Below are 15,868 nucleotides of genomic sequence, written 5' to 3'. Positions count from 1 at the left end.
CAAACAAAAGCGAAGCATGTAGTATTGTAACAAAAGCTACACAATCGTTGAACCGGATGCCTCCTAATCCAACAGATAATTCTTTCCTATCTTGACGCTGCAAATTCTAAAAAACAAATGGGCTGCGTCTGCTTTCGTGTTGTCTTTATTCCGAAATTGAAGAGTTTTATTTTCATGGGAGTTTAAAAGACATTCCTGCTTCTTTTAATGCAAGATCATAAACCTCACCGTTTAATCTTTGAACATCAGTCTCCAGCAATTCTTTTCTAATGGTACTAAATAGGTCACTTGTAATGTGAGGAAATTCATTTTCCCAAACCTCTCTTTTATTCAGTTTGTTTAGCGATTCAATGATAATAAGATAAATGTTCGGGTATTGCTTCTTTATGTCGGAAGAATATTTTAAAAACTCTTTAAGGTACTTATCAAAATGATGACAGTCGCATTCTTCAACACCTGTATAGAATGGAAATCCACTTGCGTCTTCCCACTCTAAGAGAAGTCCCCAAAAAGCAGTAAGTGAACCTGCTCTATATCTGAAATTATCGTCATTAAAATGTTTATAATAGGGATAAAATAATTTGCCACACCAGTCTAAGTCTATTATCCCACCCATGCTTATCATATCATTATGTAACAGGACCAGTTTTTCATTAATTGAACTCATTGATAGACCTCCTTTAGAACACGATTAAGAATAGCTTTTAAACAGTTTATTTGTTTTTCCATATTCAAGTAGCCTGCCCCGTTAGCGAAAATAATTATAATTTTACTGTCCAAATTTTATAGATGATTTGTCCATTTATTTCTGTTTTTCCTGTACAGACACCGATTTGCAAGTTGTTATAAACAGCCCATTGAGGAAAAAGGGATGCTAAATATTTAATTACTTTTTCATCAGGTGTTGCATATCCTACATTATTTTTATCACTTAAATAGGCAACAAAATCTGGATATAATGCTTCTGTCCATTCTTTAACTTCAAACTCCGAATCAAAAATACGGTTATCCTCTTTATAGCTTCCATTTATCCATTTAACATTCCCCATTGAATCCACCTCATTTCCAATTTTTTCACAACTATTGCTATATTCTTATGCTAACCTACTCTGTTAGCATAAGAAGAAATTGCTCTAATTGAACAATCGAACTCCGTTAGCTTAATAAGGATTATTCATTTATTTTGTAGAGGAAAACTTTTGAGAGAAATTATCTCTCAGGACTTTAGCCAATACTAACTAAACGCTTGCTAATTTTTACTGACTCTAAATATTTAATTTCTTAATATTTTTCAATTGCTTTTCAAGAGACCAATTTTTTGGTTTTTTACTCTTATCTACCCATGTAGCCCCTCTTTTAATCCATTTATCTAGATATTCTTCAAAAGTTAAACCTTGATCTAAATCATCATATCCAGATTGGAAACCACAACAATCGCAAATTACAAAGTTTGGTGCATCATCTTCTAAATACTGCGGCCATTCTAATTTATCAAAACCACAAACTTTACATGTAAACATTTTTTTCACCAACTCACTTTAAATTTTGAAAATATTTAAAACCATTTTTGGGTTTATAGAAAGATCCGATTTCTTTACTATTATGAAAAATAACTAAATCCTTAGTTGAGTGTCTATAAGTGGCTACTCTTCCACCCGAAATCGATCATGGTCGATAATTTGGATTTCATGCTAAATGATGAATTTCCTCAAACTATTTATTACTTTCTTTATTTTAGGCTTTTTTTGAGCTAACTTGCTCTGTTAGTAAAAAAACTTCCTCACTTGTTGGAGAAACGCCACCGTTCCTATTTCATTCCATAGAATACTTTACCTATCAAATCTTAACAATGTATTGCCTTATTTTATATATGTAATTTCTTCCTACAATAAGAAAAGAGAGCTGTCAAAGCAGCTCAATGGTCTTCAAGTAAAGCCCCTGGTACTACCCCGAAAGAAGCTTTTATTGAATGGGCGTGTTGATAGTACGAACGTATCTTCTCTTCAATAAAAAAATTATTCATCATGCATTGTGCCTTCAATGATTTTAAGAGTAATTTACAGACAAATTGGGTTAAAATAATATGTTTGATTATGAATGATTTATTAAGTAATATAATCAAGCCTCATAGTTAAAGGAGTTGATGGTGGTGGCACAATTAATCAACATATTAGTTGTTGAAGACGACAATGATATAAATCAATTATTATGTAGGATCGTTGAAAAAAGTGGATATGCTTCACAGCCAGCTTTCTAAGGAACAGAAGCCATGATTTACTTGGAGAAGCAAGATTGGGATATGGTATTACTCGATCTAATGCTTCCTGGTATGAATGGAGAAGAAATACTGTCAAAAATAGCTGAACAAAGTAACACTCCAGTCCTTATTATCTCAGCAAAACTGGAGCAGCAAGCTAAAATTGATGCTTTAAGATCGGGGGCAGATGACTATATTACGAAACCATTTGATATAGATGAAGTATCAGCGAGAATTGACTCTCATTTGAGAAGATATCGACGTTTGCAGGAACTTCCGATGAAAAAAGAATTAAGGTACAAAAACATAGTGATTGATACAGAAGCTAAAAAAGTAGTTGTTGAGGGGAAATCACTCGCTTTTACAGCTCGTGAATACAATATTTTAGTCCTTCTTATGTCATCACCTAACAAAATTTTCACGAAAGAGAACTTGTTTGAAAATGTTTGGAATGAACCATTTTATGGTGATGATAATACCATTAATGTTCATATGAGCAATTTAAGAAGTAAGCTCTCTAAGGCTAGCCCCGGTGTTGAATATATTGAAACAATCTGGGGAATGGGCTACCGTCTTAAATCTTAAGGTTTTCTTTAGATTTAACTTAAGCTTCTCTTATGTTCTTCTTACTATACTAAGTATATCAAGTAAGGGAGGTAAGTATATGAAAGATTGTGTACTTAAGACAAATCAATTATCAAAGCAATATAAACATCAAGTTGCTTTAAATAAAGTGAATCTATCGATTGAAAAAGGTTCTATTTACGGCTTTATTGGGCAGAATGGTGCTGGTAAATCCACGCTAACTCGTTTAGTGACTGGATTAGCAATGCCCACATCAGGTACTGTAGAGTTATTTGGAGAAACGGACGAAAGGAGGTTAATTCAAGCTAGAAAGCGTATCGGTGCTACGATTGAGCAACCTGCAATATATCCACATATGACAGCTGCTGAGAATTTAGAAGCACATAGACTTTTAAAAGGCGTCCCAGGTAAAGAATGTGTTCAAAAAACACTAGCACTTGTTGGTCTTCATGATACGGGGAAAAAGAAGGCGAAGAATTTTTCTTTAGGTATGAAACAAAGACTTATTCTTGCGATTGCTCTTTTAGGAGATCCAGAGTTTTTAATTCTAGATGAGCCCATTAATGGATTAGACCCTATGGGAGTTGTAGAAATAAGAGAGTTATTAAAAAAGCTCAATAGTGAAAAAGGCGTTACTATACTGATATCAAGTCATATTTTAAGTGAACTTCATTTGTTAGCTACTCATTATGGCTTCATTCATAAGGGAGAATTGATTGAGCAAATGACACTTCATCAGCTAGAAGATAAATGTCAGCAATATTTCCATATTAAAGTAGATAATACCGAAAAAGCTGCAACAATAATTGAAACTGTGCTTTCTACTAATGATTTCGAGGTCATGCCAGATGGTGTGATTAGACTATATAAGTATCTTGATCAACCAACCAAAGTTTCTACAGCATTAGTTAACGCAGGGTTAATCATTGAACAGTTTAAGTCAATGGGTCAAGATTTAGAAAGTTACTTTACAAAGCTTATTGGAGGAATTCAGCATGGGTAATCTATTAAAATCAGAACTATTTAAGTTAAAAAAGGATACATCGTTTAAAAAACTGACATTGGCATTGATGTTAATTGCTGCCCTTTTTCCTCTAATAGCGAGTATTTATGGAACAGAGCAAATTAGCGTTAATGAATTATTTCTAACTATCATTGGTAAGAACAATTACGTGTTAAAATTAATCCCATGTCTTTTAGCTGGTTATTTTATCGCTAGTGAATATTCTTTGGGTACTATGAAAAGTATTGCATCTTCGGGCAATAGCAGAATTAGAATTTATATCTCCAAATTAATGGTATTTTCATTTGGGGCAATCATTTTTTCAGTAATATTACCAATTGGTATGACAGGAACTGGGGCTATTCTTTCTCAATTTAACGATATGCCCGATTTAAAATACTTTGCTCAAATAATTATTTTTACTATGTTATATGCTGCAGCATTTGCATCAATAATGATGTTATTTGCAACGATGTTTACAGATAGTGGAAAAACGATTGGCTTGCTAATCTTAATATTCCTTCTATTTGATGGTGTAATGTTCATGTTAGCTAGTAAGATCACTTTATTTGAATATATTTATAATTATTCGGTATTTAAGTTATCATACGACTTCATTAATATAAATGCTTTGGAAAGCATTGAAGTATTTAAATTAGCGATAGTCCCGATTGTAACTTATGTGATATTTGGATTACTAGGAGTATTAGCATTCCAAAAGAAAGAAATTAAATAAATAATAAAAAGAAAGGCGAGTGAAATGATGATCTATATAGTAATTATATCTGTTATAGCTGTATTTTTTATCCTCATTCGCTTTTACTTATTGAAACTGGAACTAAAACGAGTTACTCGACAATTAAATCAGTTAAACAATAAAGTAATCTCAAAGAAAATAGATCTAACATTTTATGACAAAGATCTTGAGAATTTAGCAAAAAATATTAATGACCAAATTGATTTAACAAATGAAGCAATTTTTGAGAAATTAAGAACTGAAAATGAAATGAAGCAGGCAATTGCAAATATTTCGCATGATATTCGTACGCCAATGACGTCTATTTTAGGTTATATACAATTTTTAGAATCCGATGATATAGGTCTTGAGAAAAGGATAAAATACCAAAAGAACATTAAAAATGGAGCACTGAGATTGAAGGTTTTATTAGATGAGTTTTTTGAATTATCGACTATTGAATCAGCTGATTATCCATTAAAGGTGGAGAACCTCAAATTAAATAAACTGCTAGTTGAAGTGTTAATTGGTTTTTATGATGATTTCAATAAAGCACAGATCGAACCATCAATCCTTATTCCAGATGATGAAATTTATATTACAGGCGATTCATCAGCTGTTAAACGTGTAATAGAAAATTTAGTTTCCAATGCGATTAAACATTCGAGTGGCAATATTACTATTCAACTTGTTAAAAATTCGTCATCTGTTCAACTTAACATAATGAATCCTGCCAAAGAATTAAAAGAACAAGACCTCCCCCTTCTTTTTGACCGTTTTTATAAAGTTGATCAAACAAGAACAAAGAGAAGTACAGGTTTAGGATTGTATATTGCAAAAAGCCTCATGATAAAGATGGATGGAAATTTATCTGCAAAATTAAATGGAGATCAATTACTGATGAAATGTGAATGGAAAAATTGAATGCTATTTCTCTGGTGTGTTTCAAACTACTATTTAACGTTTAAAATCAAAGTGAATAAGATGATTTGAAGAATTTAACGAACAAAAAACTCACAAAATTTTTATCTGTATTTTGTGGTGCTGCAGCTTGGAGGCGATACTTTTCCCTTTACTCTTATTTGATATATAAACACTTACTTCCCCAACTCCAGAATATACAGTATGTGTAGAGACAGGTGAGATGGCAATCCATCCACTCACTCTGTTATGTTCCTCTGCTACAAAGCGTAAAGTTGCATGATGTCTTTCATCCCATACTTGTTCACCCGGTACATATGTTTCAAACGTGGCCATCCCAGTATCGATTCATTCTTTATAGATGTTTAATACCTCTTTTAAATCTTTGTGTTCCATTTTTCGAATAAGCAATGTTACCATTCAATTTCCTCCTTATTATTTAGAAGAGGACTGCTAGCAATTGCTAACAGTCGAATAATTAACAACATGTATTGGATTGATTGGAAAGATTACTACTGCATACGCCTGTTTCTGGTAGCTCTAATTCCACACGTTGCGAAGCTTCCTCATCGCCTGCTAAATAGGCAGTTATTGATCGGACTTGTTCAAAACCTGTAGCCATTAAAAATGTTGGTGCGCGTCCATAACTTTTGGCTCCGACAATATAGAAACCATTTTCCGGCTGTCTTAATATTTCTTCTCCATGCGCTCGTACTGTCCCACAGCTATGCATATTAGGATCAATGAGTGGTGCTAATGCTTGCACACTCTCTGTTACATTATCGATGGAAAGACGTAGTTCGCTGTTTATTGAAAAATCCGGTCGATTCCCTGCATTTACAATGAGTTCATCGAATCCTGTTAATACTGTTTGTTCTCCATTTGTAGTACCAACAATATTTATTTTTTCATCTTTTTTCACCATTGAAATATAAAATGGTGTCACTACTTCAATCTTACCTGCATCTACTAATTCATGAATACGTACACCTAGCGCTCCGCGTGCTTTCAAGGCATCTTTTTCTTCCCCACCATATACTTCCTCAACAGATTTTTTACGCATAATCCAAACAAGTTTCGTTGAAGGATTTTCTTTTTGTAATTCAACCAGAGATAATAAAGTATTGATAGCGGAATGACCGCCTCCAATAACCGCGATCTTCTTGTTAGCATATCTTTTAGTATTCGTATGAATATTTGGAATACCATACTCTATGCGACCTGCTAATATTTTTTCATTTTGAAGCCAAACACCTGTTGAATTTGCTGGGTTTGGGTTTCCCCAAGTACCTGTTGCATCAATAACAGCTTTAGCTTCAATGACATTTATGTCGTCTTCCGTTTCAATATATATAATAAAGGACTGATTTACACGATTTTTTGATTTCATCTTATCATTTAATTGACGTGAAACGCCCACTACTTTCGAGTTTAATTGAATGAAAGGTTTTATTTGTGCTAACGCTGCTAAAGGTTTTAAATAGAGATCAATTAATTCATGTCCAGTCGGTAATGTTTCTAAGTTAGGTTCTTGCCAATCCGTATCCTCAAGTAAGGTTTTAGCAGCTTTATTGATGTTATATCGCCATGGAGAAAAAAGTGTAACATGACCCCAAGTGCGAATGTTATGAGCTATTTCACGCCCAGCCTCTAGTAATATAAAGGATTGATTTTGTTCCACTAAATGAGCAGCTGCAGCTAACCCAATTGGACCAGCACCAATTATTACAGTAGGTAAATTCGTATTTAAATCATTAAAAGCCTCTTGTGCTTTAATGTTATTAGTAGTACAGCAAGAATTATTTTGCTGAATTATATTAAATGTTTTCATAAATAAACCCTTCTTTTCTATAAAATTTCAATATAAGCATTTCCTTATATACAGTTTATTTTTTACGTCTAGCATTAAGCTAGACGCAGTTATACTTAAAACATGGAATTAATATGCTTCAATCTCACACATTTTTTTCTCAATTTCTATTTTTGCTTTCTCGAATTGGCACCATGTTGAAGAACCATAGCGATCTTTATCTCCTTTAAAGAAGAAATCAAAAGCAAATGAATTGGCTTGAGCTACTGTATAATCTCTACTAGTAATAATAAGGGTCAAATAGGAAATGAAGTATTCTTTTGTTAACACACTGGCATGATTTACTGTCATGTTTTCATCCTCCTATTTATCAGCTTATGTAATTGCTGTGACAATGTATTTTTCACCTTTACTTATGTGGAATATCAACTTCATCAGCAGGATTTTGGTGAATATCCTAATAAGACTAAACCTAATTCGCCATTCTCTTCTTCTGCATGAATTGTGACTTCTGTTAATTGAAGAACTCCTATAATTTAATGGTTTTAAAATATTTCTTTTGCCAACGTAAGGCAACCCAAACAAGTCCAATAAGTACTGGCACTTCGACAAGTGGACCAATAACAGCAGCAAAAGCCACCCCACTATGAAGTCCCAAAACACCTACAGCTACAGCAATTGCTAACTCAAAATTGTTACTAGCAGCTGTAAAAGAAAGGGCTGCTGTGACAGGATAAGATGCACCTACTTTACGTGAAGAAAAGAATGAAACTGCAAACATCACAACAAAATAAATGAATAATGGGATAGCGATTCGTACAACATCGAGTGGTAGTTCGACTAACTTTTCACCCTTTAATGCAAACATCATCACAATTGTGAATAGAAGTGCTATTAAAGTAAGCGGTGAAATTTTTGGTAAGAACTTTTCCTCATACCACTGTTTCCCTTTTGTTTTTATAGCTATTAATCGTGTTAGGAATCCTGCAGCAAATGGTATCCCTAAGTAAATAAGAACGCTTTTTGTAATTTCCCACATAGAAATGGATACATTAAAGTTTTCTAATCCAAACCAACCAGGTAATACATTTAAGAAAAAATAAGCAAAAATTGAATATGTTACAATCTGAAAAATAGAATTAAATGCAACTAGACCAGCTACATATTCGCGATCTCCACGAGCTAAATCATTCCATACGATTACCATTGCAATACATCGAGCTAACCCAATCATAATGAGCCCAGCCATATACTCTGGATAGTCTCTCAAGAATATAATGGCTAAGAAGAACATTAGAAACGGACCAAGTAACCAGTTTTGGAAAAGTGACAATAAAAGAACTTTCCAATCCTTGAACACACGCCACATTTCCTCATACTTTACTTTTGCCAAAGGTGGATACATCATAACAATCAGCCCTATGGCAATAGGTATAGATGTCGTGCCAACTGACATAGACTCTAATGCTTCACCAATATTAGGCATTGAAATACTTAATAAAACGCCTATCCCCATTGCAACAAAAATCCAAAGAGTGAGATAGCGATCTAAAAACGAAAGCTGTTTTGTTAAAGAATCATTATCCATTAATTTTCCTCCCCTATGTGTGTACAGTCAGAGCCACAATTGCATCCATTTAATGGCTCAATTTGGTCTAAAATACCTTTCATAAGTGGTGTCTGCTCCTCAACTAAACGATAATGTTTCCATGTACCAACCTTTCGTTCGATAATAATGCCTGCCTCTTTTAATTTTCGAAGATGCTGACTAACTGCTGGTTGTGAAATGCCTAAGACATCCACAAAATCACATACACATACCTCCCCATTTTTCATACATGCAAGTAATTTAATGCGATTCAAGTCAGCTGTTGCTTTTAATTGTTTTTCAATTAGTGTATTTTCCATCCTATCTGCGCTCCTTATATAACCATTTACTTATATATTATTGAAAATAAAATCACCAATTAATTGCAGGTGATTAAATCAATATATAACTATACACTTATATTATGCTCCCTATTGTTTAATTGCAATAGTACGGAAATAAATTTTTTATTTATTTAATAACTGTTTCTTTTATGTATTGTTAATACGCCCACATAACTAATATATTTCTAAGTCCCATATTAAATTTAGGAAATTACATTTCAAATGGTACATCTTCATATCAAGATATCTCCACAAAAAAACGTCTGCTCTTTACTATGTGCAGACATTTTTCCTTTTTAAAAAACTTCAAACCAATCGGGAACATTATATTAATACTATTCGGAAAAACCTTCCAAATGACAATGGCACTTTTAGGTAGTCTCTTGCCTGTTGAGTTTCGTACAGGTTTGGAAACCTAAGTGGTGACTGTCGATACCAGATCCTACTCTTTCTAAAAAGTAACAGGTCTGTCACTTTAATGAGACAGACCTGCTACCTTTTATATTTTAAAATCGTTTGACACCACTAAAATTACCAGCAAGTGTCATTGGGGCCTTTAGGTCGACTAGGAATAGAACAACGGTTGAATCTTTTGTTATTTGTATTGTTGTTAACTCTTCCGCAGTACCTGAAATTGCATCGCCTTTATATAGGCTTTCCCCATGTGCCATAATTTCGCCATCCATTACATATAGCCAAGGCGTATAGCCTGCCACAATCGGTAATGTAAAGGCTTCATCTATTTTTCCGTGTACATCATAAACAATGATTTGCTGACGAATTTCAAGTGGGGCTTTCGCTTCTGTTGGTCCTGCAATTAAACGCCAGTCACTGACTTCTGGTAGTTTCATTTCCGCAAATTGAACGCGAGGCTCAAAATCTTTTTCAGACGGACGTATAAATACTTGTAGCATTTCAACAGGGCCTGTTGGTGTAGATTCCTCATGGAAGAAGCTTCTCCCAGCACCCATTATCATTAGCTTTGTTGATGAGCAAGTTTCTTTCAAGCCTGATGAATCTTCATGTAGCATTTCGCCTTGCCACATATAACTTAAAATTTCATCATTAATATGTTCGTGCATACGAATCATTGTACCTTTCCCAATTTTTGCGTGGTCAATTCGGCTAAGTGGACCAAATGCATGATCCTCTTTTTCAAAGATTCCATCGATTAAACCTGGTCGATGAATTTGTAGGGAAAATACGCCTCCACCGTTTGAATATGCTTGTTCATTCCGTAAAATATTCACTCTTCATGCACTCCTTGATTCGCCTTTTTTAGTAACTGGATCAACTGTTCAAGTTCATCTTCTGTTAAATTCTCAAATTGCCCTGCTCGGAATTGCTCTTGTGCAGGGACAATTTCATTTCGTAGTGCAACGCCTTTTGGTGTAAGTGAAATATATTTTGTCTTCCACTCTTGTTCACGTTGAATAAAGCCTGCTACTTCTAGTTTGCTTAAGATTTGGGTAATATTTGAATTGGTCACTACAAGACGGTTCGCTAATTCTGATTGCGTAACCCGTTCACCTTCTTTTAAATGACTAATAATATCAAACTGACCTGTCCGTAATCCCCACTTGGCTAAATGACGATTGCTACAGGTCATACTTTGGTTAAAAAAACGGGTGTAACGAAACCAGGCAATATAGCTTAATCGAATTCTTCTTAATGAGTATTTCATAATAATCCCCTATCATTTAATATATTAATTGATGTTTGTTATAATTGCAAAAAATTGATTTTATCTTTTATTAGAAATATCTTATTTCCTAATATAAAGATGATTTCTTCACTATTTTACAGTATCGATAAGCAGTTTGGTAATGCATACGTAAATATGTCATGAATTCTCACCTATTTGTATTATTTATAAATATTATATCTATACCCTTAAAATCAAACTATTTCCGTCTTTTACTAAGAATAAGTCAATTCCGAAGGTGTTCCACTTGAATATTTATCATTTAATATATAAAATGATGATCGTGACAAATCTTTTTATTAAACTACTACACATCGTTATCAATAAAGGGGAAAATGATATGGCTGAATTATTGACGAATGAAGATTATCTTTTTTTAGGAGCTCGCGTAAAACCTTTATTATTAAGTACAGAAACTGGCGGGAATTTCTCAGTATTTGAATTTATTGAAGTAAAAGGATTAGAAGCGCCGTTTCATATTCATGAAAATGAAGATGAAATCTGGCGTATAGTTGAAGGAGAAATTACATTCTTTTTAGAGGAGCAAGAAATTCATGCAGTTGCAGGTGATACAATCTTTGTACCAAGAGGGAAATCTCATACGTTCAAATTAAAAACAAATACTGTAAAAGCGATTTTATCCCTTACATCAACTGATTTTGAAAATGTCATTCGTGATATCGCTAGACCTGTCACTTCTGCAACTGAATTGCCAAATCAACCTGTTTCAAAAAAACAAGCGGAACAATTAATTGCTTCTGGCAAGAAAAATGGATTAACAATTTTAAAACACGAATAGTAACTGTAAGTTATTTGGTTATTTAACATGAAATTTATTAGTAAGATTAAGTTTAAAAAATCGCCCTTCACATACAGTGAAGATAGCGATTTTTTTGCTTTTTTCTGAACTAAATGTAAAGCCTGCATCTTGTAAAAGTACTACCTTTCCCATAAATCTTTAGGATTTTATTATATGCATCTATACTATTTCCTTTTAAAAACAGAAAATGGATTTATAAAACTGATTCCATTAATAAATTCTTTGAAGAAATTTTTAACTAGAAAATCACCTATAAAATTAACACTATAAAGCCCAATTGAATATTTGATACGAATAATACATATATTGGTTTAGTAATTCATTAAAACAGAACGCTATAATTATCCTAATGATGGAATTATAATATAAGCGAAAATTATCTATAAAGATAGGATGATGACAATTATAGAAAAATCGGTTCTTGCTATGGTTATTTTACGTGTATTGTCTGGAAGTATTGAAGTAAGTGCTGGATTGTTGATGCTAAAGTTGAATAATTTAGAAAAAGCATTCTATATTAATACAATGCTTGCATTGGTTGGTCCAACTGTTTTAATCGTAACGACAGCAATTGCATTATTTGGACTAGCTGATAAAATTCCTGTGGCGAGAATCATTTGCCTATTTACGGGAATAACACTTATTATTATTAGCTCACATGTAAAGTAATATGGACATTCCATTCTTAATCCTTGCTATACTCTTTATTACAAAATAAACCTCACATTTATTAGCCGTATTTTATTGTCCTTTCTAAACAATACCTTTTGATTATTCTTTCTAATAATGTTCATTAGTTTGCTGTAGCGTGTGACCACGCTGCGTTTTTTTTATGTATAAGTAACCTCTACCTGAACAAATTTATATGGAGTGTATCGCTCGCACTTATTGGGTTGTGGCGTTGATTGACCGTCACATCCTCCCTCATTCAGGGTCACCTTAACTTAGTGACCCTTTTATAATTTCTATTCTCAGATTGTATAATAACATTACACTGCATCAGGTAGTTTCCTATTTGAATAAAGTAAGAATCTTTAAAGCAACTTCTTTCGACTTAACATCGATCGAAACATTTTCGACCTCTACCCATATTGGTAAATGAGTTTCTCTATCTTTGTTTTTGTCAGTGTATTCTCTTCATCTTGTCCAGTTCCCAAATCCCCTTTTGAACGATAAATTATAGGAACATCCGATAATAAGAAAGTTGTGACCAAGATATTAATATTATGTAAACTAAAATTCATGTCTACAAATCGAATGCATAAAGCTTTTTATACTATCTTTAAATTGAAGCCCACGAATATCTCTATTTACATATTCCAATATGATAAGATTGTATAAACCTCAAGTCCACCTACTATTAAGTTCCCAATAATAATAAATGCTAAGTTTCCTTTTAATTTAGTATTTTTCTTTTTCCCTACTCCACCTAACGTTCCAGTAGTCCCTATAAAAAAAGACAATACAGGATATATAAAGATAAAATACTTACTGCCGTACCAATTGGGACCGTTTAATTTGAAGGTAATAGGAATCTCATCCGATATATTTTGTACACCAATAATTGATAACACCAAAAACAAGCCACAAAATATCCAAGGAATAATACATACTGACTTTTTAGATTTATTCATAATAATCTCCATTCTCACAGATTTTTCAATTAATTGCGGTCTTTATTTAGCTTACTTTCTTCAGTATTATTGATTATTTTCGTTTTCACACTGCTCTTCCCAAATTAAATAGGCTCACCATTTATCGTTTTAGCATATAACATGCTAGTTACGATGCTTAAAATTAAAATAGTAACAACATCATATATGCCTGCTATCGAACCAGACCATAGTACTTTTGGAACTGCTGCAATGAGTACCAGAATTATTCCACCGAACATCCCCAATAAACTTGATACACTCTGCTTTACTACTTGGAGTTCTGATTGCCAACTATAATTTACAAATCTTAAATTAATTGCAACTCCGTATATTGCTGAAAATACTGCAAATGCACATGGAAGAAGTACTAATATGATGGAATCAAATAATGTTGCTCCAAACACTCTTCCGATTATTATTCCGTTTATAATCGTAAGAGGTATTGTAACCGTAAGATTAACAAGTATCTTACTCTTTACAACCAATTCTTTCGACAATGGAAAAGTTTTGATTATCCAAATATTTTTTCCTTCAAGTGAAAAAGACACGCTACTTGTATTTGATAGACATACCATCAATGACATTATATACGGTGTTACTCCATACAGAATCTCTACTGTATTAATATTATCGATCGGCATATTTTCCATCACTTTTGTGATTGAAATCATTAAAGAAATCGTAAAAATAACCATCATGATCATTCCGAACACTTTGTTCATTATGTACGTTGTGGACGAAAATAGTCGCTTGATTTCTTTTATATATAATGCTTTTAAAATACTTGATCTTTTTAATGTTTTTACTTCATATTTTTTGTTACTACTCATTGATCGAATTTTAGTATTTAGTCGTTTGTATACAAACGAAAGACCAATAATGAAAATCACTGTTAACACTAATGAAACTGCTATATATATAAGAAAATCTCCCACTGTTCCAGTTACCAGTATTTTATTATACAAATAAAACATTGGATACACTTGGTTAAACTGATTCAATATATTTGTTAATATCAATTTCATATCACTTGGATCTAATTTATAACCACTCAATGTGGGTGCTAATACTAAAAATAAAATAATACACATATAGCTAATTGAAGAAACCGCACGAGAATATTTTAATCTCGATGAAGCTTCTAAAACTAATATACTAACAATTGACGCTACAATTGATGGTACTAATGAAACTGTAAGTATTCCAATCAGTATCTTTATCCAAAAAACTCCGTTTACTGTTCCTGTAGAGAAATATACTGCTCCCATTAGAAGCATGATTATTAAAGATACTACCGTATTCAAGAAATATATATAAAAGAATCTACTTACAACTATTATGGACGTTTTAATAGGAAGTGACATTAATGTATCATAATCTCTTTTTCCAAATAATTCATCACTAGCACTAAAAAATGCGAAAAACAATGATAGAACAGTACTCAATAAAAATGAATATGCAAGTATGTGTTCTCTCATATTATATTCATTCAGCATATATGCAAGACCTGTAATATACGCTAGCACGATAACAAACGGAAGAAGTATACCGATAATAACCATTTTATCACCAATACTGGCTTTACCTTTTAGGGTATTAAGTCTTACTTGCGAAATAATCCTAACTTTTAGAAGAATTAGAAAATGTCTCATCTTTTAACTCCTTCATAAAGAACTCTTCCAATGTTTGATTTTGTATGATTTCATCCATCGTACCACTATAAACTAGCTTTCCATGATTGATCATAGCCACCTTATTACAAAGCCTTTCTGCAACATCTAAGACATGTGTAGAAAAAAATATTGCATTCCCTTTAGCAGTCATTTTCTTCATTATCTCTTTTAAAACAACTACTGCTTTTGGATCAAGACCTACAAATGGCTCGTCCAGAATCAAAAGCTTTGGTTCATGAATAATAGCCCCAGTTATTGCTAACTTTTGCTTCATTCCGTGAGAATAAGAGGATATTAGATTTCCAAGACTTTCTGTTATTCCAAACATTCCAGAATGTTCTTTTATTCTCTTTACTCGAACATCTTCCGGAACTCCGAAAATATCTGCTACAAAATTTAAATACTGGATTCCTGTCAAATGTTCATATAATTCGGGACTATCAGGAATATAAGAAAATGTCGATTTGCATTTAAGAGGCTCTTTCTTAATAGAATGCCCATCAATGTAGATGTCGCCTTCCTCAAAATCTAGGATTCCTACTACTGATTTGATTGTTGTACTTTTCCCTGCTCCATTATGACCTATAAATCCAAAAACATCGCCATTTTCTACAGATAAGCTAATGTTATCGACAGCTTTTTTTTGACCTTTATACACTTTTGAAAAATTTTTAATATCTAGGATTCCCATTCTTTCATCTCCTTATCTTATGATGTGTGTTTTAGTTTCTTCTAATCCTATTTATTGCTTACTCCCCTAGAACTCACTGA

18 protein-coding genes and 1 pseudogene are annotated in these 15,868 nt (G+C 32.8%); 6 read left to right on the top strand and 13 right to left on the bottom strand.

The features are described from left to right. Nucleotides 1–172: 172 nt before the first annotated feature. The 3 genes from B1B04_RS17070 to B1B04_RS17060 form a co-directional block, all read right to left on the bottom strand. Nucleotides 173–667: a hypothetical protein gene (locus B1B04_RS17070; protein ID WP_079562608.1), complete on the bottom strand. Its 495-nt coding sequence runs from the start codon at nt 665–667 to the stop codon at nt 173–175. Between the two features lie 94 nt (nt 668–761). Next, nucleotides 762–1,049 (bottom strand): hypothetical protein, encoded by a 288-nt coding sequence (locus B1B04_RS17065; RefSeq protein ID WP_079562607.1) that lies wholly within the window; start codon nt 1,047–1,049, stop codon nt 762–764. A 216-nt stretch (nt 1,050–1,265) separates the two neighbouring features. Then, nucleotides 1,266–1,520: a hypothetical protein gene (locus B1B04_RS17060; protein ID WP_079562606.1), complete on the bottom strand. Its 255-nt coding sequence runs from the start codon at nt 1,518–1,520 to the stop codon at nt 1,266–1,268. 629 nt (nt 1,521–2,149) lie between these two features. On the opposite strand from B1B04_RS17060, the pseudogene B1B04_RS17055 reads away from it, so the two are divergent. From B1B04_RS17055 to B1B04_RS17040, 4 genes and pseudogenes are all read left to right on the top strand, one after another. Then, nucleotides 2,150–2,842: pseudogene (locus B1B04_RS17055) on the top strand (response regulator transcription factor). Between the two features lie 79 nt (nt 2,843–2,921). After that, nucleotides 2,922–3,845, top strand: coding sequence for an ATP-binding cassette domain-containing protein (locus tag B1B04_RS17050; RefSeq protein WP_079562605.1), 924 nt, complete (start codon nt 2,922–2,924; stop codon nt 3,843–3,845). Then, nucleotides 3,838–4,581, top strand: a complete 744-nt coding sequence (locus B1B04_RS17045; RefSeq protein WP_079562604.1) for an ABC transporter permease — start codon at nt 3,838–3,840, stop codon at nt 4,579–4,581. Before B1B04_RS17050 ends, B1B04_RS17045 begins: the two co-directional genes overlap by 8 nt. 24 nt (nt 4,582–4,605) lie before the next feature. Continuing rightward, complete coding sequence (locus B1B04_RS17040; RefSeq protein WP_346426992.1) at nt 4,606–5,505, top strand: sensor histidine kinase; 900 nt, start codon at nt 4,606–4,608, stop codon at nt 5,503–5,505. A gap of 90 nt (nt 5,506–5,595) precedes the next feature. Here B1B04_RS17040 and B1B04_RS17035 read toward each other — a convergent pair whose 3' ends face one another. The 7 genes from B1B04_RS17035 to B1B04_RS17000 all read right to left on the bottom strand — a co-directional run bounded on the left by B1B04_RS17035 (nt 5,596) and on the right by B1B04_RS17000 (nt 10,928). Next, complete coding sequence (locus B1B04_RS17035) at nt 5,596–5,838, bottom strand: GNAT family N-acetyltransferase (RefSeq protein WP_240518322.1); 243 nt, start codon at nt 5,836–5,838, stop codon at nt 5,596–5,598. Between the two features lie 142 nt (nt 5,839–5,980). Continuing rightward, the gene (locus B1B04_RS17030; protein WP_079562602.1) at nt 5,981–7,333 is read right to left on the bottom strand and encodes an NAD(P)-binding domain-containing protein; all 1,353 of its coding nucleotides are present in this window, start codon (nt 7,331–7,333) and stop codon (nt 5,981–5,983) included. A gap of 108 nt (nt 7,334–7,441) precedes the next feature. After that, nucleotides 7,442–7,663: a hypothetical protein gene (locus B1B04_RS17025; protein ID WP_079562601.1), complete on the bottom strand. Its 222-nt coding sequence runs from the start codon at nt 7,661–7,663 to the stop codon at nt 7,442–7,444. 178 nt (nt 7,664–7,841) lie between these two features. Next, nucleotides 7,842–8,900, bottom strand: coding sequence for an ACR3 family arsenite efflux transporter (gene arsB / locus B1B04_RS17015; RefSeq protein WP_079562600.1), 1,059 nt, complete (start codon nt 8,898–8,900; stop codon nt 7,842–7,844). After that, nucleotides 8,900–9,220, bottom strand: coding sequence for an ArsR/SmtB family transcription factor (locus tag B1B04_RS17010; RefSeq protein ID WP_079562599.1), 321 nt, complete (start codon nt 9,218–9,220; stop codon nt 8,900–8,902). Before B1B04_RS17010 ends, arsB begins: the two co-directional genes overlap by 1 nt. A gap of 530 nt (nt 9,221–9,750) precedes the next feature. Beyond that, nucleotides 9,751–10,494 (bottom strand): pirin family protein, encoded by a 744-nt coding sequence (locus tag B1B04_RS17005; RefSeq protein WP_079562598.1) that lies wholly within the window; start codon nt 10,492–10,494, stop codon nt 9,751–9,753. Then, on the bottom strand, nt 10,491–10,928 hold the full coding sequence (locus B1B04_RS17000; protein ID WP_079562597.1) for a MarR family winged helix-turn-helix transcriptional regulator: 438 nt from the start codon (nt 10,926–10,928) through the stop codon (nt 10,491–10,493). Before B1B04_RS17000 ends, B1B04_RS17005 begins: the two co-directional genes overlap by 4 nt. 268 nt (nt 10,929–11,196) lie before the next feature. Between B1B04_RS17000 and B1B04_RS16995 the strand changes: the two genes are divergently transcribed. Beyond that, the gene (locus B1B04_RS16995; RefSeq protein WP_079562596.1) at nt 11,197–11,748 is read left to right on the top strand and encodes a cupin domain-containing protein; all 552 of its coding nucleotides are present in this window, start codon (nt 11,197–11,199) and stop codon (nt 11,746–11,748) included. A 414-nt stretch (nt 11,749–12,162) separates the two neighbouring features. Then, nucleotides 12,163–12,438, top strand: coding sequence for a YqhV family protein (locus tag B1B04_RS16990; RefSeq protein ID WP_079562595.1), 276 nt, complete (start codon nt 12,163–12,165; stop codon nt 12,436–12,438). Between the two features lie 641 nt (nt 12,439–13,079). On the opposite strand, the gene B1B04_RS16985 is transcribed toward B1B04_RS16990, so the two are convergent. From B1B04_RS16985 to B1B04_RS16975, 3 genes are all read right to left on the bottom strand, one after another. Continuing rightward, nucleotides 13,080–13,403, bottom strand: coding sequence for a DUF1648 domain-containing protein (locus B1B04_RS16985; RefSeq protein ID WP_079562594.1), 324 nt, complete (start codon nt 13,401–13,403; stop codon nt 13,080–13,082). Nucleotides 13,404–13,507: 104 nt separating this feature from the next. Beyond that, the gene (locus tag B1B04_RS16980) at nt 13,508–15,076 is read right to left on the bottom strand and encodes a hypothetical protein (RefSeq protein WP_079562593.1); all 1,569 of its coding nucleotides are present in this window, start codon (nt 15,074–15,076) and stop codon (nt 13,508–13,510) included. Then, a complete protein-coding gene (locus B1B04_RS16975; protein ID WP_079562639.1) occupies nt 15,045–15,782 on the bottom strand; it encodes an ABC transporter ATP-binding protein in 738 nt (245 codons plus the stop codon). Before B1B04_RS16975 ends, B1B04_RS16980 begins: the two co-directional genes overlap by 32 nt. Between the last annotated feature and the right edge of the window lie 86 nt (nt 15,783–15,868).

Origin of the sequence: Lysinibacillus sp. KCTC 33748, from assembly GCF_002237755.1 — a bacterium.
Taxonomy (GTDB): domain Bacteria; phylum Bacillota; class Bacilli; order Bacillales_A; family Planococcaceae; genus Lysinibacillus.
Note: the sequence above shows the minus strand (reverse complement) of the source record. Positions and strands in the feature narration are given on the sequence as shown.